Origin of the sequence: Geothrix mesophila, from assembly GCF_022808835.1 — a bacterium.
Classification (GTDB): Bacteria; Acidobacteriota; Holophagae; order Holophagales; family Holophagaceae; genus Geothrix; species Geothrix paludis.
Window position 1 is genome coordinate 385006 of sequence record NZ_JAKZLD010000002.1, and the last position, 23181, is coordinate 408186.

The 23181-nt window shown below is 67.6% G+C and carries 21 protein-coding genes; 6 read left to right on the forward strand and 15 right to left on the reverse strand.

Features of this window, described 5'->3' with window-relative positions:
- Nucleotides 1-132: 132 nt before the first annotated feature.
- The 8 genes from MLG87_RS09175 to MLG87_RS09210 all read right to left on the reverse strand — a co-directional run bounded on the left by MLG87_RS09175 (nt 133) and on the right by MLG87_RS09210 (nt 10868).
- Nucleotides 133-1887: a 30S ribosomal protein S1 gene (locus MLG87_RS09175; RefSeq protein ID WP_243294881.1), complete on the reverse strand. Its 1755-nt coding sequence runs from the start codon at nt 1885-1887 to the stop codon at nt 133-135.
- Nucleotides 1888-2931: 1044 nt separating this feature from the next.
- On the reverse strand, nt 2932-3492 hold the full coding sequence (locus tag MLG87_RS09180; protein ID WP_243294882.1) for a NifU family protein: 561 nt from the start codon (nt 3490-3492) through the stop codon (nt 2932-2934).
- Between the two features lie 137 nt (nt 3493-3629).
- Nucleotides 3630-4079 carry a Fe-S cluster assembly sulfur transfer protein SufU gene (sufU, locus tag MLG87_RS09185; protein WP_243294883.1) on the reverse strand — a complete coding sequence of 150 codons (450 nt, stop codon included), beginning with the start codon at nt 4077-4079 and terminating at the stop codon, nt 3630-3632.
- Complete coding sequence (locus MLG87_RS09190) at nt 4076-5323, reverse strand: cysteine desulfurase (RefSeq protein ID WP_243294884.1); 1248 nt, start codon at nt 5321-5323, stop codon at nt 4076-4078. Before MLG87_RS09190 ends, sufU begins: the two co-directional genes overlap by 4 nt.
- Nucleotides 5320-6600, reverse strand: a complete 1281-nt coding sequence (sufD, locus tag MLG87_RS09195; RefSeq protein ID WP_243294885.1) for a Fe-S cluster assembly protein SufD — start codon at nt 6598-6600, stop codon at nt 5320-5322. The genes MLG87_RS09190 and sufD overlap by 4 nt, the downstream gene beginning before the upstream one ends.
- Nucleotides 6597-7361, reverse strand: a complete 765-nt coding sequence (gene sufC, locus MLG87_RS09200) for a Fe-S cluster assembly ATPase SufC (protein WP_243294886.1) — start codon at nt 7359-7361, stop codon at nt 6597-6599. The genes sufD and sufC overlap by 4 nt, the downstream gene beginning before the upstream one ends.
- Before the next feature lie 133 nt (nt 7362-7494).
- Nucleotides 7495-8934: a Fe-S cluster assembly protein SufB gene (gene sufB / locus MLG87_RS09205; RefSeq protein ID WP_243294887.1), complete on the reverse strand. Its 1440-nt coding sequence runs from the start codon at nt 8932-8934 to the stop codon at nt 7495-7497.
- 80 nt (nt 8935-9014) lie between these two features.
- A complete protein-coding gene (locus tag MLG87_RS09210; RefSeq protein WP_243294888.1) occupies nt 9015-10868 on the reverse strand; it encodes a tetratricopeptide repeat protein in 1854 nt (617 codons plus the stop codon).
- 63 nt (nt 10869-10931) lie between these two features.
- On the opposite strand from MLG87_RS09210, the gene MLG87_RS09215 reads away from it, so the two are divergent.
- From MLG87_RS09215 to MLG87_RS09225, 3 genes are all read left to right on the forward strand, one after another.
- A complete protein-coding gene (locus MLG87_RS09215) occupies nt 10932-11453 on the forward strand; it encodes a tetratricopeptide repeat protein (protein WP_243294889.1) in 522 nt (173 codons plus the stop codon).
- 38 nt (nt 11454-11491) lie between these two features.
- Complete coding sequence (locus MLG87_RS09220; RefSeq protein WP_243294890.1) at nt 11492-12301, forward strand: MqnA/MqnD/SBP family protein; 810 nt, start codon at nt 11492-11494, stop codon at nt 12299-12301.
- Between the two features lie 64 nt (nt 12302-12365).
- Nucleotides 12366-12800, forward strand: coding sequence for an AtaL-like protein (locus MLG87_RS09225; protein WP_243294891.1), 435 nt, complete (start codon nt 12366-12368; stop codon nt 12798-12800).
- Nucleotides 12801-12809: 9 nt separating this feature from the next.
- Here MLG87_RS09225 and MLG87_RS16130 read toward each other — a convergent pair whose 3' ends face one another.
- A complete protein-coding gene (locus MLG87_RS16130) occupies nt 12810-13901 on the reverse strand; it encodes a S1C family serine protease (protein ID WP_279341192.1) in 1092 nt (363 codons plus the stop codon).
- A gap of 192 nt (nt 13902-14093) precedes the next feature.
- On the opposite strand from MLG87_RS16130, the gene MLG87_RS09245 reads away from it, so the two are divergent.
- Nucleotides 14094-14555 (forward strand): Hsp20/alpha crystallin family protein, encoded by a 462-nt coding sequence (locus tag MLG87_RS09245; protein WP_243294892.1) that lies wholly within the window; start codon nt 14094-14096, stop codon nt 14553-14555.
- A gap of 158 nt (nt 14556-14713) precedes the next feature.
- On the opposite strand, the gene MLG87_RS09250 is transcribed toward MLG87_RS09245, so the two are convergent.
- From MLG87_RS09250 to MLG87_RS09275, 6 genes are all read right to left on the reverse strand, one after another.
- Entirely contained in the window at nt 14714-15904 is a 1191-nt protein-coding gene (locus MLG87_RS09250; protein WP_243294893.1) for an FG-GAP repeat domain-containing protein, read from the reverse strand.
- A 100-nt stretch (nt 15905-16004) separates the two neighbouring features.
- A complete protein-coding gene (locus tag MLG87_RS09255; protein ID WP_243294894.1) occupies nt 16005-17363 on the reverse strand; it encodes an acyclic terpene utilization AtuA family protein in 1359 nt (452 codons plus the stop codon).
- Between the two features lie 43 nt (nt 17364-17406).
- Complete coding sequence (locus MLG87_RS09260; RefSeq protein WP_243294895.1) at nt 17407-18012, reverse strand: YiiX family permuted papain-like enzyme; 606 nt, start codon at nt 18010-18012, stop codon at nt 17407-17409.
- Complete coding sequence (locus tag MLG87_RS09265; protein WP_243294896.1) at nt 18009-19232, reverse strand: ABC transporter permease; 1224 nt, start codon at nt 19230-19232, stop codon at nt 18009-18011. Before MLG87_RS09265 ends, MLG87_RS09260 begins: the two co-directional genes overlap by 4 nt.
- The gene (locus tag MLG87_RS09270; RefSeq protein ID WP_243294897.1) at nt 19232-20479 is read right to left on the reverse strand and encodes an efflux RND transporter periplasmic adaptor subunit; all 1248 of its coding nucleotides are present in this window, start codon (nt 20477-20479) and stop codon (nt 19232-19234) included. Before MLG87_RS09270 ends, MLG87_RS09265 begins: the two co-directional genes overlap by 1 nt.
- Nucleotides 20480-21220, reverse strand: coding sequence for a YIP1 family protein (locus MLG87_RS09275; protein WP_243294898.1), 741 nt, complete (start codon nt 21218-21220; stop codon nt 20480-20482).
- Nucleotides 21221-21447: 227 nt separating this feature from the next.
- On the opposite strand from MLG87_RS09275, the gene rocD reads away from it, so the two are divergent.
- Together rocD and MLG87_RS09285 are read left to right on the forward strand one after the other, a co-directional pair.
- The gene (gene rocD / locus MLG87_RS09280) at nt 21448-22659 is read left to right on the forward strand and encodes an ornithine--oxo-acid transaminase (protein ID WP_243294899.1); all 1212 of its coding nucleotides are present in this window, start codon (nt 21448-21450) and stop codon (nt 22657-22659) included.
- A 101-nt stretch (nt 22660-22760) separates the two neighbouring features.
- Nucleotides 22761-23165: a hypothetical protein gene (locus MLG87_RS09285; protein ID WP_243294900.1), complete on the forward strand. Its 405-nt coding sequence runs from the start codon at nt 22761-22763 to the stop codon at nt 23163-23165.
- The last annotated feature ends 16 nt before the right edge of the window (nt 23166-23181 follow it).

Consider the following 23181-nt stretch of genomic DNA (forward strand, 5'->3'; position numbering starts at 1 on the left):
TACTCGCGCTCGGCCTTGTTGAAGGCGTCGGCCAGGGTGGCCTTCTTCTTCGCATCCCTGCGGGATGCTCAGACCTCTCTGACAACGACGAAGCCCCCTTGCGGGGGCCTCGTCTGCAGGTCGGAAGGGGAACTACTCCCGTTCCGCCTTGTTGAAGGCGTCAGCCAGGGTGGCCTTCTTGAACTCGGGCTGGCGGGCCTTGGCGGCTTCCATGTCGCCCCGCTCCTGATCCTGCTCCAGCTGCTTCACGGAGAGGCCGATGCGGCGCTCGGTGGGATCGAGCTTCACGATCTTCATGGTGAGCTCCTGGCCGGCGGCGAACTCCTTCTGGATGTCCTCCACCCGCTTGCGGGAGAGCTCGGAGACGTGGACCAGGCCCTCGATGCCGTCGCCGAGGTCGACGAAGGCGCCGAAGTCGGTCAGGCGGGCGATCTTGCCGGTGAGGACGTCACCCACGTGGTGGCCTTCGAAGAAGATCTCCCAGACGTTGGGCTCCATCTGCTTCACGCCGAGGCTCATGCGCTGGGCCAGGGGGTCCAGGTTGAGGACCTTGGCGGTGACGCTGTCGCCCTTCTTCACGATCTCGCCGGGGTGCTTGATCTTCTTGGTCCAGCTGAAGTCGGAGACGTGGATGAGGCCGTCGATGCCCTCTTCCAGTTCCACGAAGGCGCCGAACTCCGTGATGTTGCGCACGGTGCCCGTGACGATCATGCCGGGCTGGTACTTCTCGGCGATGGCCATCCAGGGGTTGGGGGTGATCTGCTTCATGCCGAGGCTGATGCGGCGGTTCTCGCTGTCCACCTGCAGGATCAGGGCCTCGACCTGGTCGCCCAGGTTGACCATGCCCTTGGCGGACTTGACCTTCTTGGTCCAGCTCATCTCGGAGACGTGGACCAGGCCCTCGATGCCGGGCTCCAGCTCCACGAATGCGCCGTAGTCGGTGATGGAGACGACCTTGCCCTTGACCGTGGCCTGGATGGGGTAGCGCTCCTCGACGGAGAGCCAGGGATCCGGGAACTTCTGCTTGTAGCCCAAGGACACGCGCTCGGTGTCCTTGTCGTACTTGAGCACGGCCACTTCGACCTTGTCGCCCACCTGGAACATCTCGCTGGGGTGGTTGAGCCGGCCCCAGGACATGTCGGTGATGTGCAGCAGGCCATCCACACCGCCCAGGTCGACGAAGGCGCCGTACTCGGTGATGTTCTTGATGGTGCCCTCGACCAGCTTGCCTTCCTCGAGGCCCGCCAGGGTCTCTTCCTTCAGGCTCGCGTTGATGGTCTCGAGGAACAGCTTGCGGGACAGCACGATGTTGCCCCGGCGGCGATTGACCTTGATGACCTTCATGTCGAAGGACTTGCCGAGGTAGGGATCCAGGTTGCGGACGGGCTTCATGTCCACCTGGCTGCCGGGCAGGAAGGCGCGGATGCCGATGTCCACGGCCAGGCCGCCCTTGACCTTCTCGAGCACGGTGCCGTGCACGGTCATGTTGGAACGGAAGGCCTTCTCGACCTCGTCCCAGATCTTCATCTTCTCGGCGCGCTCGCGGCTGAGGCGCACGTTGCCGTGGGCGTCCTCCAGCATCTCGAGCAGCACTTCGACCACGTCGCCCACCTGGACGCCCTGGGTGCCGTCGGGATTGTTGAACTCGTCAAGGTTGACGGTGCCCGACCCCTTGTAGCCGATGTCGACGATGACGTCCTTGCCGCGGATCTCCACGACGACGCCACGGACGACCTCCTCCTCGCGGAGGCCACGGGTCTCACCCTGCAGCGCGGCCAGGAACTCCTGGTTCTCTGGGCTGTCCTCTTCGAACGCCGCGTCGAGCACGCTGATGCGGCCCACCTGCTTGCGGGCCTGGCCCTTGATGATTGCTTCTAGCTTGGACATGAAGTCCACCTCGTTTGGTTGCGCCCGCTCTCTGGCGGTGCGCTGGAATCCCGGCACGCGAAGTCCGGCAGAACGCCTAGATTAGCCCAGAAAACCCCCGTAAACCATGAAATATCCGAAGGGTCCGGCCAGGGAGGAGATCTCAAAAGGCTGTTTCACCGCGGTTGGCGTCTGTTTTTCCCGTGGACGGCCTCAGACGGAGATGACCACGATCTCCGGGTCCACTTCCTTCTGGAGCATGCCCTCGATGGCGACCAGGGTGCCGGTGAGGCTGGCGGGGCAGGAGCCGCAGGCGCCCCCATGTGAGCATCCATCCGGATCATCACCTGCTTCTCGTGCCGCCCGATCAGCTCCAGGTCGCCGCCGTCCGCGGCGAGGGCGGGCAGGAGGGCGTGCAGGGTGGCCTCAGACGGAGATGACCACGATCTCGGGATCCACTTCCTTTTGGAGCATGCCTTCGATGGCGACCAGGGTGCCGGTGAGGCTGGCGGGGCAGGAGCCGCAGGCGCCCCCATGTGAGCATCCATCCGGATCATCACCTGCTTCTCGTGCCGCCCGATCAGCTCCAGGTCGCCGCCGTCCGCGGCGAGGGTGGGCAGGAGGGCGTAAAGGGTGGCCTCAGACGGAGATCACCACGATCTCCGGATCCACTTCCTTTTGGAGCATGCCTTCGATGGCGACCAGGGTGCCGGTGAGGCTGGCGGGGCAGGAGCCGCAGGCGCCCCCATGTGAGCATCCATCCGGATCATCACCTGCTTCTCGTGCCGCCCGATCAGCTCCAGGTCGCCGCCGTCCGCGGCGAGGGTGGGCAGGAGGGCGTAAAGGGTGGCCTCAGACGGAGATCACCACGATCTCCGGATCCACTTCCTTTTGGAGCATGCCTTCGATGGCGACCAGGGTGCCGGTGAGGCTGGCGGGGCAGGAGCCGCAGGCGCCCCCATGTGAGCATCCATCCGGATCATCACCTGCTTCTCGTGCCGCCCGATCAGCTCCAGGTCGCCGCCGTCCGCGGCGAGGGCGGGCAGGAGGGCGTGCAGGGTGGCCTCAGACGGAGATGACCACGATCTCGGGATCCACTTCCTTTTGGAGCATGCCTTCGATGGCGACCAGGGTGCCGGTGAGGCTGGCGGGGCAGGAACCGCAGGCGCCCATGTACCGGATCATCACCTGCTTCTCGTGCCGCCCGATCAGTTCCAGGCCGCCGCCGTCCGCCGCCAGGGCGGGTAGGATGGCGCTCTCCAGCACCATGCGGATGTCCTTGAGCATGGGATCGTTCTCGTCATCCACCTTGCTGAAGACCCTCGGCCCGCCCGGAGGTGGGGCCTGCCCGCCGCCCGCACCAGCCGCAGCGCGGATGGGCGCGGCCAGCAGGGGCAGCATCTCAGGCCAGCCCTTGTCGTCGGTCTTGGTGACCGTGAGGAACTTGTCCTGCATGAAGACGGAGGTGACGTTCCCCACGGCGAAGAGCCCCTTGGCCAGTTCGTCCTGCTCGGCGGTCTCCGCGTTGGGGAAGGACTTGGGGAAGCCCAGGGCCACGGGCTCCTTCAGCACGAACTTCACGGCGTTGGGGTTGGGGGTGTATTCGATTTCAGCGATCTTCGGCATGAGAAACTCTTAACCGCGAAAAACGCGAAAGGGTGCGAAAGGAAAGGGCTGAGGGCGTTCCTGCATGTTCGGGCTCGTGGAAAGCACAGGAGAAACGCGAGAGTCGTTTTGGATAAATTTCGCGCCTTTCGCGGTTCCTATTCAGTGGAGGCCTCTTCTTCGCCCTTGAGGGCGGCGTGGAGGGTGGCCCAGGGGAGGATGGCGCACTTCACGCGACTGGGCAGGTCCTTGACGCCGCTGAAGAGGGTGAGCTTGCCCAGCAGGGGCGTCTGGGTGGCGGGATCCAGCTCACCGCGCACCATGCCGCGGAACTGCTCGATCATGGCCTCGGCCTCGGCCACGGGCTTCCCCTTCACCGCGCCGGTCATGAGGCTGGCGCTGGCGACATCGATGGCGCAGCCACTGCCCTCGAACTTCACGTCCCGCACCACGCCGTCCTCGACCACCAGCGTCAGGTCCAGCTGGTCGCCGCAGAGGGGGTTGTGCCCCTCCGCGTGGTGCGTGCAGGGCGCCAGCTTCCCGAAGTTCCGGGGCTTCTTGTTGTGCTCCAGGATCACCTGCTGGTACAGCTCGCGGGGGTCGGTCATGTGAACAGCTCGATGGCCTTCTGGACGGCCGACACCAGCATGTCCACTTCCTCGCGGGTGTTGAAGTAGGCGAAGGAGGCGCGGGTGGTGGCGGGGACGTGGAAGCGGGTCATGACGGGCTGGGCGCAGTGGTGGCCGGCGCGGACCACGACACCCTCGCCGTCCAGCAGGCTGCCCATGTCGTGGGGGTGGATGCCGTCCACCACGAAGGACAGGACGCTGGCCTTGTCCCTGGCGGTGCCGAGGATGCGGAGGCCGGGGATGGCGGCGAGCTTCTCCGTGGCGTAGGCCAGTAGCTCGTGCTCGTGGGCGGCGATGCGGTCCAGCCCGAGGGCCGTCACGTAGTCGATGGCGGCGCCGAGGCCGATGGCATCGGCGATGGGGGGCGTGCCGGCCTCGAACTTGCCCGGTGCGGGGAGGTAGGTGGTCTTCTCCCAGCTCACGGAGCGGATCATGCTGCCGCCGCCGTGCCAGGGGGGCATGGCCTCCAGGAGGGCCAGCTTGCCGTAGAGGACGCCGATACCCGTGGGGCCCGAGAGCTTGTGGCCGCTGAAGACGTAGAAATCCGCGTCCAGGTCCTGCACGTCCACCTTGAGGTGCGGCACGGCCTGGGCCCCGTCCACCAGCACGGGCACGCCCTTGGCGTGGGCCCGGGCGATGATCTCCTTCACCGGGTTGATGGTGCCGAGGACGTTGCTGACATGCACCACGCCCAGGAGCTTCGTGCGGGCGGTGATCAGCTCGTCGAGGGACGCCAGGATCAGCTCCCCGGCATCGTTCATGGGGATGACCTTGATCGTGGCGCCCTTCTCCTGGGCCAGCATCTGCCAGGGCACGATGTTGGCGTGATGTTCCATGGCCGACAGGAGGATCTCGTCGCCCTCCTTCACGGTCATCCGGCCGAAGGTCTGGGCCACGAGGTTGATGGCCTCGGTGGTCCCGCGGGTCCAGACGATCTCGCGCGCGGAGGCGGCGCCGATGAACTTCCGCACCTTCTCGCGGGCGGCCTCGTAGAAATCCGTGGCCTCCTGGCTGAGGGTGCTCACGCCGCGGTGGACGTTGGTGTGCTCTTCGCGCTCGTACTTCGCCATGCGCTCGATGACCTGCACCGGCATCTGGCCGCTCACGGCGCTGTCCAGGTAGACCACGGGCTTGCCGTGGAAGACCCGCGAGAGCAGGGGGAAGTCCTGGCGGATGGCCTGGACGTCGAGGGGCTGGAGGCCGATGTTCGAGGGGGAGGTCATGCCAGGTCTCCCAGCGAGCCGGCCTGGGTGCGGGCCATGACGAGCTGGCGCAGGCTCCGGCGCAGGCTGGCCACGGGGACGTGGGTGAGCACGTCCGCCGCGAAGCCGTAGGTGAGGAGGTTGCGGGCGTCGTCGGCGTTCATGCCGCGGCTCTGCAGGTAGAACAGCTCCTCGGGATCGAGTTGGCCCACGGCGGCGCCGTGGCTGCACTTGACGTCGTCGGCGTAGATCTCCAGCTGGGGCTTGGTGTCCACTCGGGCGACCTCGGAGAGCAGCAGGTTGCGGCTCTGCTGCTGGGCGTCCGTGCCCTGGGCGCCCTTGGCCACGAGGACCTGGCCGTTGAAGATGGCGCGGGCCCGCCCATCCACGATGCACTTGTGCAGCTGGCGGCTGGTGGCGCCGGGCTCGGCGTGGTGCAGGAAGCTGTGGGTATCGGCCACCTGAGTTCCATCGAGGAGCGCCAGGCCATCGAGGGTGGCCTCGGCGCCCTCGGCCAGCCGCACGCGGGGCTCCTGCCGGGAGAGACGGGCGCCGAAGCTGAGGGTGCGGGAATGGTACTGGCCGCCCTTGCCGACCTCGGCCTTGAGGGTGGCGAGGTGGAAGGCCTCGGGGCTCTCCCGCTGCACGCGCTCATGGCGCAGGATGGCGCCTTCGGCCACATGCACCTCGACCACGGGGCAGCTGAGGTAGGCGCCCTCGCCGTGGTGCTCCTCCACCAGCTCCAGCTCCGCACCCCGCTCCAGCACCACCAGGAGGCGGGGGAACACAGCCACGGGGGACTCGGCCTTCGTCACGAAGAGGAGGTGCAGGGGCAAGGCCACCTTGAGGTTCTTGGGCACGAGGATGACCGCGCCATCCTCGAAGCGGGCGGTGTTCAGGTCCTCGAAGAGGCCCTTCGCCGCGCCGTTGCCGACGCTGCCCAGCGCGTGGCAGGCCTCGCTGGCGTGGGACATGGGGAAGTAGCGCACCCCGGCCGGCACGGCGGAGGCGCAGCTGGCGTGGGGGGCGTGGTGCCCGTTCACGAAGACCTGGCGCGTGCCCACCATCTCGGGGAGTAGGTGCCCGGAGATGTCCACGGTGGCCTTCGGGGCGGGCCCGAAAGCACCGGCGGCCAGGGCCTTCAGGTCCGTGTACTTCCAGTCCTCGTCCCGGGTCGCGGGCAGCTCGCGTCCGGCCAGCCGCAGCTCTGCCGCCTCGCGCAGCGAAGCCCACTCGGCGGGCCGGGGCGCGCTGAGCAGATCCACCAGCAGGCTGGAACCGACAACGGCCGTGGTCATCGGGCGCCCCCGGCGGCGGCCTCTTCCAGCACCCAGTCATAGCCGCGGTCCTCGAGTTCGGTGGCCAACTCCTTACCGGCGCTCTTGAGGATGCGGCCGCCGGAGAGCACATGCACGAACTGGGGCTGGATGGTCTCCAGGATGCGGGGGAAGTGGGTGATGATCAGCAGGGCTCGGTCCGGGCGCTGGAGCCGGTTCACGGCCTCGCCCAGCACGCGCAGGGCGTCGATGTCCAGGCCGCTGTCCAGCTCGTCGAGGATGGCCAGCTTGGGTTCCAGCACGGCCATCTGGAGGATCTCGTTGCGCTTCTTCTCGCCGCCGGAGAAGCCCTCGTTGAGGCTGCGGTCGAGGAATTCCTCCTTCATCGACACGAGCTTGATCTTCTCGTGGATGAAGTCGTCGAACTCCAGGGGGTCCAGCTCGTCGCGGCCCTCGGCCTCGGCCTTCTTGTTGTAGGCCAGGCGCAGGAAGGCGGCGTTGCTCACGCCCGGCACCTCGATGGGGTGCTGGAAGCCCATGAAGATCCCGGCGCGGGCCCGCTCGTCGGCCGCCAGCTCGAAGAGGTTCCGCCCTTCGTAGAGGACCTCGCCGCCCGTGACTTCATAGGCCGGATGGCCCACCAGCACCTTGCCCAGCGTGGACTTGCCCGAGCCGTTGGGGCCCATGATGGCGTGGATCTCCCCCGCCTTGATCTCCAGGTCGATCCCCTTCAGCACCGGCGTGCCGTTGATCGAGGCGGTGAGGTTCTTGATGGAAAGCATCGGGACTCCGGAACTGGAAAAACTCACGCAGAGAAAAGAGGAGGGAGCTGAGGAACGCAGAGGCAAGAGGACATGGTCCAACCGGCTTTTCTCCGCGCACCTCTGCTTTCTCCGCGCCCTCCGCGAGCGTTGTTCATCCCACGCTCCCTTCGAGCTTGAGGGAGAGCAGGCGGGTGGCTTCGACGGCGAACTCCATGGGGAGCTCGCGGAAGACGTCCTTGCAGAAGCCGTTGATGATCATGCTGATGGCTTCCTCGGCCGGGATGCCGCGCTGCTGGAAGTAGAGCAGCTGCTCTTCGCCGATCTTGCTGGTGGTGGCCTCGTGCTCCACGCGGGCGCTGCGGTTCTGCACCTCGATGTAGGGGAAGGTGCTGGCGCTGCAGGACTGTCCGATGAGCATGGAGTCGCACTGGCTGAAGTTGCGGGCGCCCTCGGCCTTCGGTTGCACCTTCACCAGGCCGCGGTAGCTGTTGGAGCTGTCCCCGGCGCTGATGCCCTTGCTGACGATGGTGCTCTTGGTGTTGCGGCCGATGTGGATCATCTTGGTGCCGGTGTCGGCCTGCTGCTTGTGGTTGGTGAGGGCCACGCTGTAGAACTCGCCGATGCTGTCGTCGCCCAGCAGCACGCAGCTGGGGTACTTCCAGGTGATGGCGCTGCCGGTCTCCACCTGGGTCCAGCTGATGTGCGAGGCCTTGCCCTTGCAGAGGCCGCGCTTGGTCACGAAGTTGAAAATGCCGCCCTTGCCGTCTTTGTCGCCGGCGTACCAGTTCTGCACGGTGCTGTACTTGATGGAGGCCCGGTCCAGGGCCACCAGCTCCACCACGGCGGCGTGCAGCTGGTTGGTGTCGAACTGCGGCGCGGTACAGCCCTCCAGGTAGCTCACGCTGGCGCCTTCCTCGGCCACGATGAGGGTGCGCTCGAACTGGCCCGATTCCTTGTTGTTGATGCGGAAGTAGGTGCTCAGGTCCATGGGGCAGGCCACGCCCTTGGGGATGAACACGAAGCTGCCGTCCGTGAACACCGCGCTGTTGAGGGCGGCGTAGAAGTTGTCGGAGGAGGGCACCACGCTGCCCAGGTACTGCTTCACCAGGTCCGGATGGGACTTCACGGCCTCGCTGAAGCTGCAGAAGATGATGCCGACGGCGGCCAGCTTCTCCCGGTAGGTGGTGGTCACGCTGACGGAGTCGAAGACCACGTCCACGGCCACGCCCGCCAGGGCCTCCTGCTCATGGATGGGCACGCCCAGCTTCTCGAAGGTGCGCCGCAGCTCGGGATCCACCTCGTCCATGGAGGCGTACTGGGGCTTCTTGGGCTTGGGGGCGCTGTAGTAGACGATCTTCTGGAAGTCGGGCTTCGGATACTCGACCTTGGCCCACTCGGGCTCGGCCATGGTCAGCCAGTGGCGGTAGGCCTTGAGCCGGAACTCCAGCAGCCAGTCGGGCTCGCCCTTCTTGGCCGAGATGAAGCGGATGACATCCTCGCTGAGGCCGGGCGCGACGCTGTCCGCCTCGATATCCGTGACGAAGCCGTACTTGTATTCCTGACTGGTGACCACGTTGAAGGTCGAGGTCATACACCACTCCCGAGACATCCCATTCTGGAATCTCGACTAAAATTGTCAACTTAATACCCCGTGCGGTCGGTCACGCCTGCTCAGGCCTCGCCGGCCGCGTTCAGTTCCTTCAACAGGCCGCGGATCTGGTTCTTCACACCCTTGGCCTGGGTGTCGTTGAGATCGCCGGCCTCGGCGTCCAGCCCGGCCTTGAGCAGAACCCGGGCCTCCTCCCGCTCCCCCAGGCCCGCCAGGGCGGCGCCGAGCTGGAAGTGGTTGATGAGGGTGGGTTCCTTCTCGATGAGGGGGTCGATCAGCTCCAGCACCTCCTGGTGCCGCTTGAGGGCCAGGAGGTACTGGCCCAGCAGGGTGCGGGCCCGGGGTTCCATGCCCGGCAGGGGATGGGCGTGGAGACGGCGGACCTCGATCAGGTCCTGCTCCGTCGCCTGGCCGTTCATCAGGCGGTAGGCCTGGCGCATGAGGGCGGCCTCCCAGGCGCCGGTGCTCTTGGGGTGGCGGGTGAGGAAGGCGTCCAGGGTCCGGGCGATCTCGGCCTCGCGCTTCTGGGCCATGAGGTGCTCCAGGGCCAGGCGCAGGGCGAGGAAGCAGAGGCGCGGGTGGCGGTCCGAGCAGGCGAAGGCCAGGGCGGAGCGCAGGGTCTTCTCCGGGTCCTGGAGGAAGGAGAGGCGCAGGTCCAGCCACTCGGAGCGCTGGCTCTTCCCCTTCCGCCGGGCGCGCTTGAGGAGCATGGCGGCGGATTCCAGCTGGTTCTCGTCCAGCAGGGTCTCGGCCTCATCCAGCAGGACCTGGGTGCCGGCCTTGCCGTCCCGGGCCTCGCGCAGCTGGAGGTGGTCTTCGGCGTCCACCATGAGGAGGAGGTGGGGATCGCCGGGGTTCTGCGTGAGCAGCTCCTGGAGGATGGCGAAGGCCTTGGACCGGTCGCCCTGGAGGAGGTAGGCCTCGGCCAGAGACTCGCGCACGTGGAGGTCGCCGGGCAGGTAGGAGCTGGCCTCCTTGAGGGCGGGGACGGCCATGCCGCTCTCGCCCCGGGCCAGATGGACCTGGCCCAGCAGCAGCAGGGTCTCGCCGTCCTTGCGGCGGGCCACGGCCTCCTGGGCCGCCTCCAGGGCGCCCTGGAGATCCTCCTCGTCCAGCAGCAGCTCCGCCAGCAGCATGCGGGGCTCGGCATCCTCGGGCCGCAGGTCCGAGGCCTGGTGCAGGGCCTCGATGGCCTGGTCCGCGTGTTCGGGCAGCTCCTGGAGCAGCTTGGCCAGCAGCATCCAGGCCTCGAAGTGGCGGGGGCTCAGGCCCACGGCCTTGCGGGCGAGGTTTTCGGCCTCCTCGAAGTTCTGGGCGGCTTCGTGCAGGGAGGCGGCCGTGAAGATCAGCTCGTAGTTCTTGGGATCCAGGGGCAGGGCCTGGCCCAGGCGCTGGGCGGCGCCGGGCAGGTCCGCGGCCTCCAGCAGGGCCGTGGTCTCCAGCAGGGCCCGCTTGAGCTGGGACATGGACTTGGGCCGGGCGATGGGCAGGATGCGGGCCCGGTAGCGGGTGAACAGCTCCCGGGCGCTGATGAGGTGCAGGTTCTCCTCGACGAGGCTCTCCCACCGCTCCGAGAAGGCGTGGGCGTCCAGCTGGCGCTTCTGCTCCATCTCCTGCACCAGGGCCATGAGGCCATTGCGCAGCATCACCTCGCTGCGCTCCAGCTTGCCCAGCTGATCGGAGACGGTCTCCAGGTAGGTCTCCACCCGGCGGAGGGTCTCCTCCAGCCCCGTGATGCGCTCCAGGAGGTGCTCCTCCAGGTCCTCGCCGCCCTCCGTCTCCTCGGGCTCGTCCTCCCAGGTCTGGTCCCCGGCGAGGATGAGCAGGCGGGTGCCGCACTTCACGCAAGTCTCCCGATCCCCGGGGTTCCAGGTCAGGCAGTTCTGGCAATAGGAACCGGGCAGGTCGTTGGCCATGAATCCAGGATAGCTGGCCCCAGGGGGCTGAAGGTTTTATCCTGATGCCCGCGAGGGCGGCCCATGAGTGACGAGCAGGAACGCCAGGACAAGCGGCAGGAGGCCATGGAGTGGGTGGGCAAGGCCTACCAGCTCCAGATGAAGGGGGAGATCCAGAAGGCCCTCGCCCTCTACACGAAGTCCATCGAGATCTGTCCCACGGCCGAGGCCTACACCTTCCGGGGCTGGACGAGGTCCTTCGAGAAGGACTATGCCTCGGCCATCGAGGACTGCCACCGGGCCATCGACCTGGACCCCGAGTTCGGGAACCCCTACAACGACATCGGCGCCTACTACGTGGAGCAGGGGGAGCCCGACGAGGCCATCCCCTGGTTGCGCATGGCCCTGAAGGCCAAGCGCTACGAGAGCTACTGCTTCCCTCACTTCAACCTGGGCCGCGTCTTCGAGGCCAAGGGCCAGCTGGACAAGGCCCTGGAGCACTACCGGAAGGCCCTGGAGGAAAACCCCCGCTACACCCTGGCCGCCAAGGCCGTGGAACGCGTCAAGGGCAAGCTGGCGCCGAAGGATCCGGAGACCATCGGCTGAGGGGGCCGATGTATGGTGAACTGGAGGCCGGAGACGCCATGAAGTTCACCATCGCCCACAGCCCGGATTCCGACGACGCCTACATGATGGCTCCCCTGGCCCTGGGGTGGCTGGACCCGGAGGAGTTCGAGATCACCTTCGTCCGCAAGGACATCGAGACGCTCAACGCCGAGGCGACGGAGAGCCGCTACGACGTCACGGCCATCAGCTTCGGCGCCTACCCGGAGCTCCTGGGCCGCTACGACCTGCTGACGGCCGGCTCCAGCATCCAGGAGGGCACGGGGCCCCTGGTGGTGAGCGGCAAGCCCATGGAGCCCGCGGCGCTGAAGGGGCTCACCATCGCCATTCCAGGCCGGCGCACCAGCGCCTACCTGGCCATGCGGATCTGGTGCAAATCCCTGGGCTTCGAGCCCAAGGTCGAGCTGGTGCCCTTCGACCAGATCCTGCCCGCCGTGGCCGAGGGCCGCTTCCAGGCGGGCCTGCTCATCCACGAGAGCCAGCTCATGTACCACGACGCCGGCCTGCGCCTGGTGGTGGATCTGGGCGCCTGGTGGAAGCACGCCTACGACCTGCCCCTGCCCATGGGCGGCAATGCCATCCGGCGCGACCTGCCCGCGGAGGTGAAGCAGCGCTTCGCCGTGCTCATGCGCAAGAGCGTGGAGATGGCCCGCGCGCGCCACTGGGAGAGCGTGGACTACAGCCAGTCCTTCGGCCGGGGCATGGACCGCGAGATGATCGGCCGCTACGTGAACGCCTGGGTGAACGACTTCACCGTCGATCCCGGCCCCCGCGGCCGCGAGGCCGTGGAGAAGCTGCTGGGCCTCGAGCCCGTGTGGATCCAGGGCTAAGAATCGGCAGGCCCTGGCACGGGAAGACCGGCGGGCGTAGCCTGGGGTCCCTTCCGGGGATCCCATGCCCAGGCACCGGGTCACCAGCCGCGTCGACGCCTCGCCCGAGACCGTGTGGGCGGTGCTCTTGGACAAGATGGAGCACCCCCAGCGCTACATCGAGGACGCGCTGGACGCCGAGATCCTGGAGCGGGGCGCCTCGGGCGTGGTGCGGCAGCTGGTGCTGCCCGGGGGCGTGGCCTTCCGGGAGCGCATCACGGCGGATCCCCGTCGGCAGACCGTCACCTTCACCTTGCTGGACCACCCGGTCTACGAAGGGACGGTGGTGAACCAGCTCCAGGTCTCGCCGGAGGGCGAGGTGGAGCTGGCCTTCGAGCTCGATTGGACGGCCCGTCCGGGCTGTGTGGATGATCGTGATCCCGAGGAACCATTGGCCCTCATCCGCAGCTCGGTGATGCACACCAAGCGGATCGCCGAGGCACTTGAGAACGGCCGCTGAAGACGCCAGTTACCGCGCCGCCTCCAGCCGGATCGGCACGCGCATCCGCCGGCCTTCGCGCTGGATGTCCAGCTGGGCGGAGCCGCCCAGGGGCAGGGCCTCGACGGCGTCCAGCAGGGAATCCCAGTCCTCGACGGCCTTGCCGTTCACGGCCTGGATGAGGTCGCCGGGAAGGACCCGGCGGCCCTCGGCACCTACGCCCTGGAGACCCGCCCGGGCGGCGGGCCCGCCCCGGTAGACCTTCCCCACCATCACGCCCTTCTGGGGGCCGAAGGCCCGTTCCACCAGTCGGGGCGCCACGGGCTCGAAGCCCAGGTCCGCCCGCTCCAGCTTCCCGCGGGCGATGAGCTGAGGGACGACGCGGTTCACGGTATCCACGGGCACCGCGAAGCCGATGCCGGCGCTGGCTCCGCTGGGGCTCTGGATGGCCGTGTTCACGCCCACGAGCCGGCCGGCGCTGTCCAGCAGGGGGCCACCGCTGTTGCCGGGATTGATGGCGGCGTCGGTCTGGATGACGCCGGAGATGCGGCGCTGGGTGACGCTCTGGATCTCCCGGCCCAGGGCGGACACCACGCCGGTGGTCAGCGTCTGGTCCAGGCCGAAGGGGTTGCCGATGGCCAGCACCGCTTGGCCCACCTGCAGGTCCGCGCTGGCGCCCAGGGGAATGGGCCGCAGCCTGGGCGGGGTCTTCGTCATGAGGAGCACGGCCAGATCCTTGTCCGGGGCGCCTCCCACGTAGGCGGCTTCGTGGCGGCTGCCGTCCGCCAGCGTGATGAAGGCCCGGGCCGCGCCCTGGATCACGTGGAAGTTCGTCACCACATGCCCTTCGGCATCCCAGATGAAGCCCGTGCCGGAACCGGCGGGAACCTCCACCACATCGAGTCCGAAGAAATCCCGGGCCCGCTCCTCGGTGGTGGTGATGTAGACCACGCTGGGCGCCGCCTCCTTGAACCGCTGGACCTGGATCTTCTCCCACTCGTAGAGGGCTCCCCGGGCCTCCACGGGCCGGGGCTTCGCGGGGCTGGGCGCGAGGGCGTGTCCGCACCAGCCGGCGAGGAGGCCCACCGACAACAGGCCGAGGATGAGGACGTTCCGACGCATGGGACCTCCAGGGCGGAACCCAATCTATCCGCTTCCGCGTGCGGGTCAACCCTTTGTAATCAAGTGTTTATGATTTTTCAGGTCAGGCGCTTGACACATGATTAATATGCACTAAGATTTTATTCGGTAACGCCATCATGGCCTGCGTCTCAGGCACATGGACGGGCGGATCCACGTTCATAGGAGGACCTCATGACCATCCTTCGCACCCGCAACCCCCAGGCGCTGCCGGCCACGGCCGCCTCTCTGGAGCCCTTCCGCTTCATGCGCGACTTCATGCGCTGGGACCCGCTCCGGGACTACGACCTCGGTGCTCCGGCAGCCGCCTTCATGCCCAGCTTCGACGTGAAGGAAACGCCGGATGCCTACCAGTTCAAGGCGGACCTGCCCGGCATCCTCGAGGCGGACCTGGAGATCAGCCTCGAAGGCACCCGTCTCACCGTCGCCGGCAAGCGTGATGAGGAGGCCGTGAAGGACGGCGAGCGCATCCATCTCGCCGAGCGCAGCCACGGCCGCTTCAGCCGCACGTTCACCCTTCCCGAGGACGTGGAGGGCGAGAAGGTGGTGGCCGAGCTCCGCAACGGCGTGCTCACCCTCATGGTGCCGAAGCGGCCCGAGGTGCGGCCGCGCAAGATCAGCGTCCATCTGGGGTGATGCTGTCCGGGGGTTCTCCTCGCAACGCGCGCGTTGCGAGGATCTGAGGTCGCGCTGGCGCGCACACCCCCGGGCCCCCGCGCACAGACCCGGCAGGGCCGGGCCTGTGCTTTCCTTACACGACAAAATGAGGCCCCGGTTTCCGGGGCCTTTTCGTGTCAGTTGTAGAAGAACTGGGGGGGGCCGAAGGTCCCGGGAGCGGCCGGGTTGTTGAAGCGCACCACGATGTCGCCGTCCGCCAGCACCAGGTCCGGGAGGCCATCTCCGTTCATGTCGCCGAGGGCCACGCCCATGGGGCCCCAGACGCCCCGGTAGCTCGTAGGCGTCAGCAAGGCCCCGGGGGTGGCGGGATCCTGGAGGAACACGGACACGCTGCCGGGGTCGCCGGGCAGGCCGGAATCCGCCACGGCCACGTCCAGCTTGCCGTCGCCGTTGAGGTCACCCACCACCAGGGCGGCGGAGCGGTAGCCGGTGGTGTAGTGGACCGGCGCCTGGAAGGTGCCGGCCGTCGCTCCCTGCAGCAGAACGCTGAGGCCCTGGGTGCCGGGGCTGAGGGTGGCGCCGTAGTTGGCGGTGAGCAGGTCCAGCTTGCCATCGCCGTCGAGGTCCGCGGCCTTGATGGCCACGGGCTGGACGCCGGTGGCGTAGTCCACGGCGGGGGCGAAGGTCCCCGCGCTGGTCTGCAGCAGCACGGAGACGGTATTGGCGGTGGTGGCCACGGCGATGTCCGCGAAGCCGTTGCCGTCGAGATCCGCCACGGTCACGGCCTGGGGATCGCCGCCCACGGCGTAGGACACGGGCGGGTTGAAGGTGCCCGAGGTGGCCCCCTGGGTGAAGACCAGGACGCTGTTGGCGCCGCTGGTGGCCACTACGATGTCCATCTTCCCGTCGCCGTTCAGGTCACCCACCGCCACGTCCAGAGGCGTGCGGCCAGGCGTGGCGAGCAGGACGGCGGGCAGGAAGAACCCAGGTTTGGCGGGATCGGCCAGCCGCACGCTCACGGTCTGGTCCGTCGCGTTGGCCACCACGAGATCGGGCCGGCCGTCCCCGTCCACGTCCGCCACCACCAGGTTGGCCGGCTCGGTGCCGACGCCGAAGCGGGTGGGGAGGACAAAGGCGCCGGCGGGCCCCTGGAGGCGGGTCGATACATAGCCCTGGGTGGGTACGCCGCCCAGGTCTGTGGAGACCAGGCCGAGGATGTCGGGCTGGCCATTGGCATCGATGTCCGCCACGGCGATGGCATTCACCAGGTAGCCGGACGAGGGACCGCCGTTGGAGTCGGATCCTGAGCAGCCCATGAGGGTGAGCAGGCCGAGAGAGCCGAGGAGGAAGGAGGGGAGTAGGCGCATGGCGGCTCCGTGAACCTGTGGGAACAAAGATGTGCGATGAACCACGGACTTGCAAGAAGGCTGGAGAATGGACCCCGGGAGAAATCCCTCGGTTGAACCCTCAGACCGCTTCGACGCTCACCTTCCACTGGACCAGCTCCCGGGGCAGCAGGGCCGGCCAGTAGGCCACGATCTCCTGGGCCTTGGGGCGGCCCCCGGCGAAGCCGGTGACACCCGCGGGGCCGGCGGTGACCAAGGGGGCGATCTCGCGGCCGAAGCGCTCCACTTTTTTCCGATCCGGGTCCTTCACGCTCAGGCGCAGGACGATCTCGGCGGGATCTCCGGGGGCGGGGGCGATGCCCGCGTGGACCGTGCTGGCGCCCAGGAACTCCGCGTCCGTGTGCTCGTAGACGAAGCCCGCCGCCTCCAGGCGCTTCCAGACGATGTCGGCGCAGAGCCGGGCCTTCTCCAGGGCGCGGGGGCCGCACAGGGTCAGCTGGCCCGAGGCCTTGTAGCCCTTGAGGTAGGCGCCGCTCACCTTGAGGAAGGGCGTGCGGGGCTTGCCCGTCACCCCGAAGACGCTCACCCGGTCGGGACCCGCCTGCTCCAGGCGGATGCTGGTGAAGTCCGCCACCACGTCAGGGGTGATGTAGTTCTGGGGATCGCCCATCTCGTAGACCAGCTGTTCGCTGACGGTGTCCACGGTGACCATGCCGCCGGTGCCCGCGTGCTTGGTGATGACGAAGGTGCCATCCTCCGAGACTTCCGCGATGGGGTAGCCCACGTTCCAGAGCTCGGGCACCTCCCACCAGCGGGTGAAGTTGCCGCCGGTGCTCTGGGCCCCGCACTCCAGGATGTGGCCGGCCACGGTGCCCGCGGCGAGCCGGTTCCAGTCGTCGGCGGACCACCCGAACTCATGGATGAGCGGCGCCAGGGTGAGACCGGGGTCCGTGCAGCGGCCCGTGAGGACGATGTCCGCACCCGTGTCCAGGGCCTCCACCATGGCCTGGGTCTGGAGGTAGACGTTGGCGCTGAGGATGTCCCGGGGCGCGTCGAAAAGGCCCTCGCCCGTGTCCATGTTGGCCAGCTTGAGGCCCTTCTCCCTGAACTCCGGCAGCCGCGCCAGCACGTCGTCGCCGGTCACCGTGGCGATCTTCACGCCCTTCACGCCCAGCTTCCGCGCCACCTCCAGCACCGCCGTGCGGCAGGCCTCGGGGTTCACGCCGCCGGCGTTCGCCACCACGCGGATGCCCTTGGCCTTGAGCTGGGGCAGCACCCGCTTCATGAGGTCCACGAAGTCCGTGGCGTAGCCCAGCTGCGGGTCCTTCCGCCGCTGCTTCTGCATGATGGAGAGGGTCACTTCCGCGAGGTAGTCCAGCGTGAGGTAGTCGATCCCTCCCGCCTCCACCAGCCGCACGGGGGCGTCGATGCTATCACCCCAGAAGCCCTGCCCATTGGCAATGCGCACAACCTTCGACATATGGAACTCCGATCGAGACGGACTTCCAGTCTAGCGGCCAGAGTCACCGGGTGGCCACGGTCTCCAGATCCGGGCACTCGAACATGCGCTGGGGGGAGATCACGGGCTCATTCAACGGGGGCCGGCCTTTGTAGCGCTCTCGGAGCTTGGCGCGCACCGCCGGGTTGGACAGGTCGAACTCGCGGAGGGTCTGGAGGGTGCCCAGCTCGATGCCCGCGCCCTCCCGGTAGATCTTCCAGACCAGCTCGGAACAGTAGATCCGGTCATCCGACCATTCGAAGGTCAGGTCATAGGGGCGGCCGAGGAAGTGGGCGCCGATGGACCGCATGCGGCCCAGCACCTCGGGCGTCAGCCGCCGGTCGCGATCCTTCAGGCGCTTGATCACCACATGGCGCCCGACCCCCCGGTCGATCCACGCCTGGAGGGGCGTCCGCTTCACGGGTTGCACGGCCTCGTACACCATCCACCGCCGCCCGTCCCGGAAGAGGATCCCCATGTGGCTGTACCGGGAATGGGTGGCCAGCTGGATGGCCCGGCTCTGCGAGGAGCGGGAGGTCTGGAAGAGGATGTCCCCCTCGCGCAGCCCGGGCAGAGGCGCTCCGATCAGCCTGAGCGCGGCGAATAGGAGGAGGGCGACCCGAGACCTCACTCGTACCTCAGCGCCTCGATGGGATCCAGCTTGCTGGCCTTGGCGGCGGGGTAGAGGCCGAAGAGGAGGCCGATGCCGGCGGGCACGGCCAGGGCGCTCACGAGGGCCCAGACGGGGACCGACCCCATGGTGCCCAGCAGCGCCTTGCCGATGGCCGCGCCCAGGATGAAGCCCAGGCCCACGCCGAGGGCGCCGCCCAGGATGCAGAGGAAGGCGGCCTCGATGAGGAACTGCAGCATCACGTCCCGGCGCTTGGCGCCCACGGCCTTGCGCACGCCGATCTCGCGGGTGCGCTCGGTGACGCTCACCAGCATGATGTTCATGATCCCGATGCCGCCCACCAGCAGGGCGATGGAGACCATGCCCCCGGCCACCGCGGTGATGGTGCCGGTGATGCCGCTGATGATGCCGGTGATCTGCTTGGGGCTGAAGACCTTGAAGCCGCTGGGCTCGGCGCCGCGCAGGCCCTTGATGCGGCGGAGGGATTCCTCCACCAGCTCGGCGCCGTCGTCGGCAGAGAGGCGGGGGTCCACCCGGGCCTGGAAGAAGAGCTGGCACCGCTGGGCCTCTGTGAGCTGGGCCATGCCGGTGGTGAGGGGGATGAGGATGTTCTGGTCGGGGTCGTTGCCCAGCTGGGCGCCCTGTTCCTCCAGCACGCCGATGATCTCGAGGCTGAGGGTGGGCGTGCTGATGAGGCGTCCCAGAGGGTTGCCCTTGAGGCCCAGCTTCTCGATGACGCGGGGGCCGATGATGGCCACTTTGTTGCCCAGGCGCAGGTCCGAGGGCACGAAGTTGCGTCCCGCCACCAGGGCGATGCTGTTCAGCTCCAGGTAGGTCTCGTCGGTCATGATCAGGTTGACGTTGGCGCTGCGGCCTTCGGCCTTCACCTCGGTGCCGTTGAAGAAGAGGGGCGTCACCTGGGTGATCTGCGGCACGGAGCGGGCCAGCCGGCGCATCTCGTCCAGCGTCATGTCCTTGTTCTTGATCTTCGTGTACTCGGCGAAGGGCATGTCCATGGGGAAGACGGGACGGATGAAGATGGTCTGGCTGCCGGCCCGCTCCACCTGCTTGAGCACGCTGGTCTTGAGGCCCTGGACGAGGCTCACCACCACGATGACCGCGGCCACGCCGATGATGATGCCCAGCGTGGTGAGCGCCGAGCGCAGCTTGTTGGCCTTGAGGGCCCGGATGGCGGCGGAGAGGGGTTCGCGGACGTCCATTACTTTTTCACGTCCTTGGTCCGGGCCAGCTCGCTGTCGGACCTGACCCGCAGGATCACGGAAGCCCTGTCCTTCAGCTCCTTCAGCTTGCGGATGGGGCCCGTGAGCACCTTGTCGCCCTCGGTCAGCCCCTCCTTCAGCTCGAAGAACTGGGTGTTGGCGATGCCCACCTGCACAGTGCGCTCCTCGGCCTTGCCGCCTCGGAAGACCATCACGATGTTGCGCGACGCCGGGGCCAGGAGGCCCTGCTTCTGGGCCTCCTCCAGGCTGCCTTCGCGCTCCAGCACGGCCTGGAGGGGCACGCGCAGGACGCCCTTGACCTCGTGGGTGAGGATGACGGCGCGGGCGCTCATACCGGGCCGCAGGTTGTCCAGGTCCTCCCGATGGCCCTGGAGCACCACCTTCACCTTGTAGAGGTTGGCGTCGGTGCCCGTCTTCTCGGTGCCCGTGGCCACCTCGATGACCGAGCCCTGGAAGAGCTTGCCGGGCAGCGATTCCACCGTCACCTGGGCGGTCTGGCCCACCTTGGTGCGGACGACCTCGCTTTCGTTGACCTTGATCTCCGCCTGCATCTCGCTCATGTCGGAGATGATCATGAGCGTGGCGCCCGGCAGGTTGCTCATGCCGGGGATGGCCGTCTCGCCCTTCTCCGCCTTGAGGCTTGTGACCCGGCCCGTGATGGGGGCGCGCAACGTGGCCTTGGAGAGCCCGTCCTGCATGCCCTTCAGGTTGGCCTCGCTCTGGGCCACGGCGGCGCGCGCGCTGCTGTACGACAGCACGGCGCTCTCCTTGGCGAGCTTCTGCTGGCGGAAGTCCTCGTCGGACATGAGGCCGTCCCGGCGCAAGGTTTCATAGCGGGGGAAGCTGTCCACGGAGCGTTTCATGGCGGCCTCCAGGCGGGAGGCATCCTGGCGGGCGGCCTCGACGGCGGCCTGGGCCTGGACCATGGCCTGCTTCAGGCGCTCCTGGTCGATGGTCACGAGCAGATCGCCGGCCTTCACGTCCTGGCCGTCCTTCACGTGGATGGCCTTGATCTCGCCGGCCACGGAGGTGCCGATGTTGATCTGGGTCTTGGCGCGGATCTCGCCGCTGGCGCTGATGGTTTCGCGGATGTCGCCGCGGCCCACCGCGTCCCAGGAGTAGGCGCTGTCCTCGTCCCGCGCGCCGCCGAAGGCGAGACCCAGGACGATCAGGACCACGAGGGCGGCGCCGCCGCTGAGGAGGAGCTTGGTGTTCCTGGAGGCCATCTACTGCGCCCTCATCAGACCGAAGCCGAGGGAGAGGAGCAGGGGCAGCAGCACGCAGATCAGGGCGCCGGCGGTCTTCATGCGGACCAGGTAGCGGAGCGCCAGGAAGGCCAGGACCGCTTCGGCCAGCCGGAACAGTTCCACATTGAAGAGGGCGGCCTGGAGGCGCAGGCTCTCGGGGCGCAGGAAATAGCCCAGGGACGTCGGCGCGATCCGATCGGGCGTGAGTCCGCCGATGGGCCGCATCAGGCAGATCGCGGCGATGAGGAGCATGAGGGGCAGCTTCACCAGGCCGGGCACCACTGCGGCACTGAAGGCCTGGAGGTAGGTGGGGCTCTCGTCCTGGGGCAGGGCCTTGCCCACCAGCCAGTAGAAGAGGCCCAGCACGGCCAGCACCGCGGGGGTGCCGAACAGGGCGCCCAGGATGCCGAAGGGCATGATGAACTTCTTCTGCATCTCGATGATCGTGTCGATCTGGGCGGACTGGACCTGGGGGTTCCGCTCCAGGATGGGCCGCAGCATCTCGTCCACGTCCACCTTCATGCCCCAGATCACGGCCACCACCAGGCTGACGACGATGATGGCGCCCAGGGCCCAGCCCCAGCTGGGGGCCTTGTTGAGGCGCTGGAAGAGCTCCACGGGGGCCGTGAACACGCCGGCGATCTGGTCCACCAGGCCCGGCGGCTGCGGTCGGGGCGATTCGGGCTGGGTGCCGTACAGGGAGGAGGGCTGCTCAGTCATGGGGAGTCTCCAGGGGCATGGCGGCAGGGATAGAAGACGGCATTGTCTCACCTCTTCTTGTGATGGCCAGATCTCCCGTCCATCTCCCGTCCACGGCGCGGGAGACGATCTTTCCGGGAATGACACTTCGTCAAGACCTTCCGGGGAATCCTGGTGGATTGGCCCGCCGGGCCTAGAATGGGCCTTTTCCCCCAGAGCTTCCCCATCCTTCCCCTTTCGGAGATCCCATGGCCACTTCCACCAAGTCCGAAGTCCTGATCCAGCAGGAGAACCAGTTCGGCGCCCACAACTACCATCCGCTCGACGTGGTCTGCACCAAGGGCGAGGGCGTCTTCCTCACCGACGTGGACGGCAAGAAGTACATGGACTTCCTGGCCGCCTACTCCGCCGTGAACCAGGGCCACAACCACCCGAAGATCGGCGAGGCCATGATCGCCCAGGTGAAGACCCTGGCGCTGACCAGCCGCGCCTTCCGCAACGACCAGTTCCCGCCCCTCCTCGAGAAGCTCTGCAAGCTCACGGGCTTCCAGAAGGCCCTGATGATGAACAGCGGGGCTGAAGCTGTTGAAACTGCATTGAAGGCCATGCGCAAGTGGGGCTACGACAAGAAGGGCATCGAGTACGGCAAGGCCGAGATCATCGTGGCCGACGGCAACTTCCACGGCCGCACCACCACCATCGTGGGCTTCAGCACGGATCCCGACAGCACCAGCCGCTTCGGCCCCTTCACGCCCGGCTTCGTCATCGTGCCCTACGGCGATTTGGAGGCGGTGAAGAAGGCCGTCAACAAGAACACCTGCGCCATCTTCATGGAGCCCATCCAGGGCGAGGGCGGCGTCATCATTCCGCCCAAGGGCTTCCTCAAGGGCCTGCGCGAGGTGGCGGACCAGAACAACCTCCTCCTGGTGCTGGATGAGATCCAGTCCGGCTTGGGCCGTACGGGCAAGCTCTTCGCCTTCGAGCACGAGGGCATCCGCCCCGACGGCGTCACCATCGGCAAGGCCCTCAGCGGCGGCTACTACCCCGTGAGCGCCTTCCTGGCCAATGACGAGGTGATGGATGTCTTCACCCCCGGCATCCACGGCAGCACCTACGGCGGCAATCCCCTGGCCTGCGCCGTGGCCAGCGCCGCCCTCGACGTGCTGGTGGACGAAAAGCTGGTGGAGAAGACCGCCGAACTGGGCAAGCACCTGGAGGCCCGCCTCAAGGGCATGAAGACCGACAAGCTCAAGGAGGTCCGCGTCATCGGCCTCTGGGCCGGCGTGCAGCTCAAGCCCGAGGCCGGCGGCGCCCGCAAGTACTGCTACGCCCTCAAGGACCGCGGCATGCTCTGCAAGGACACCCACGTGGATACCATCCGCCTGGCGCCCCCCCTCGTCATCACGAAGGAGCAGATCGACTGGGCCATTGATCAGCTGGAGGCGGTCCTTCAGGCCTGATGGAACCTTGAAGTCACACCCCCGTGACTGACAGGGTCCCGGGGAAATGGGAAAATAGGCCTCTGAGACGGGAATTTCACATCCCTCGACGAGGCCTTCCCATGCTCGAACTCCTGCTGACCTGCCTCCTGGCCTCCGCGCAGGCCGCCCCGCCCCTGGAGCCGGTCGGGGTCCACCTCTCCGGGACCATCCCCGCGTACCGGGGAGAACCTGCACCCCCGGACTGGGTGCGGCTGGACTCCCATGCCCTGGCCGACCCGGACTGCCGCCACTATGGCTACGAGGTCTATGCGGGCGAAGCCCAATGGCTGGTGCGGTACGTGATGTTCCCGGAGGAGCGGGAGGAATTCCGGGAGATCGAGCAGGTGTTCCTGTTCCCGACGGCGAGGGGAACGGGCAGGGCCGAGCGGATCGCCCCCGCCGACCTCGTGATCGAGCCCACCGTGGCCCGGTGGAAGGGGCGGGTCTTCAAGCTGGTGGATCGCCGGGATCTGATCCGGGAGTGATCGTGCCTGGCGGGAG

What these genes read in the sequence shown, in the direction of transcription:
- MLG87_RS09175 (WP_243294881.1), bottom strand. Translation starts at nt 1,887, where the DNA reads ATGTCCAAGCTAGAAGCAATCATCAAGGGCCAGGCCCGCAAGCAGGTG.
- MLG87_RS09180 (WP_243294882.1), bottom strand. Translation starts at nt 3,492, where the DNA reads ATGCCGAAGATCGCTGAAATCGAATACACCCCCAACCCCAACGCCGTG.
- sufU (WP_243294883.1), bottom strand. Translation starts at nt 4,079, where the DNA reads ATGACCGACCCCCGCGAGCTGTACCAGCAGGTGATCCTGGAGCACAAC.
- MLG87_RS09190 (WP_243294884.1), bottom strand. Translation starts at nt 5,323, where the DNA reads ATGACCTCCCCCTCGAACATCGGCCTCCAGCCCCTCGACGTCCAGGCC.
- sufD (WP_243294885.1), bottom strand. Translation starts at nt 6,600, where the DNA reads ATGACCACGGCCGTTGTCGGTTCCAGCCTGCTGGTGGATCTGCTCAGC.
- sufC (WP_243294886.1), bottom strand. Translation starts at nt 7,361, where the DNA reads ATGCTTTCCATCAAGAACCTCACCGCCTCGATCAACGGCACGCCGGTG.
- sufB (WP_243294887.1), bottom strand. Translation starts at nt 8,934, where the DNA reads ATGACCTCGACCTTCAACGTGGTCACCAGTCAGGAATACAAGTACGGC.
- MLG87_RS09210 (WP_243294888.1), bottom strand. Translation starts at nt 10,868, where the DNA reads ATGGCCAACGACCTGCCCGGTTCCTATTGCCAGAACTGCCTGACCTGG.
- MLG87_RS09215 (WP_243294889.1), top strand. Translation starts at nt 10,932, where the DNA reads ATGAGTGACGAGCAGGAACGCCAGGACAAGCGGCAGGAGGCCATGGAG.
- MLG87_RS09220 (WP_243294890.1), top strand. Translation starts at nt 11,492, where the DNA reads ATGAAGTTCACCATCGCCCACAGCCCGGATTCCGACGACGCCTACATG.
- MLG87_RS09225 (WP_243294891.1), top strand. Translation starts at nt 12,366, where the DNA reads ATGCCCAGGCACCGGGTCACCAGCCGCGTCGACGCCTCGCCCGAGACC.
- MLG87_RS16130 (WP_279341192.1), bottom strand. Translation starts at nt 13,901, where the DNA reads ATGCGTCGGAACGTCCTCATCCTCGGCCTGTTGTCGGTGGGCCTCCTC.
- MLG87_RS09245 (WP_243294892.1), top strand. Translation starts at nt 14,094, where the DNA reads ATGACCATCCTTCGCACCCGCAACCCCCAGGCGCTGCCGGCCACGGCC.
- MLG87_RS09250 (WP_243294893.1), bottom strand. Translation starts at nt 15,904, where the DNA reads ATGCGCCTACTCCCCTCCTTCCTCCTCGGCTCTCTCGGCCTGCTCACC.
- MLG87_RS09255 (WP_243294894.1), bottom strand. Translation starts at nt 17,363, where the DNA reads ATGTCGAAGGTTGTGCGCATTGCCAATGGGCAGGGCTTCTGGGGTGAT.
- MLG87_RS09265 (WP_243294896.1), bottom strand. Translation starts at nt 19,232, where the DNA reads ATGGACGTCCGCGAACCCCTCTCCGCCGCCATCCGGGCCCTCAAGGCC.
- MLG87_RS09270 (WP_243294897.1), bottom strand. Translation starts at nt 20,479, where the DNA reads ATGGCCTCCAGGAACACCAAGCTCCTCCTCAGCGGCGGCGCCGCCCTC.
- MLG87_RS09275 (WP_243294898.1), bottom strand. Translation starts at nt 21,220, where the DNA reads ATGACTGAGCAGCCCTCCTCCCTGTACGGCACCCAGCCCGAATCGCCC.
- rocD (WP_243294899.1), top strand. Translation starts at nt 21,448, where the DNA reads ATGGCCACTTCCACCAAGTCCGAAGTCCTGATCCAGCAGGAGAACCAG.
- MLG87_RS09285 (WP_243294900.1), top strand. Translation starts at nt 22,761, where the DNA reads ATGCTCGAACTCCTGCTGACCTGCCTCCTGGCCTCCGCGCAGGCCGCC.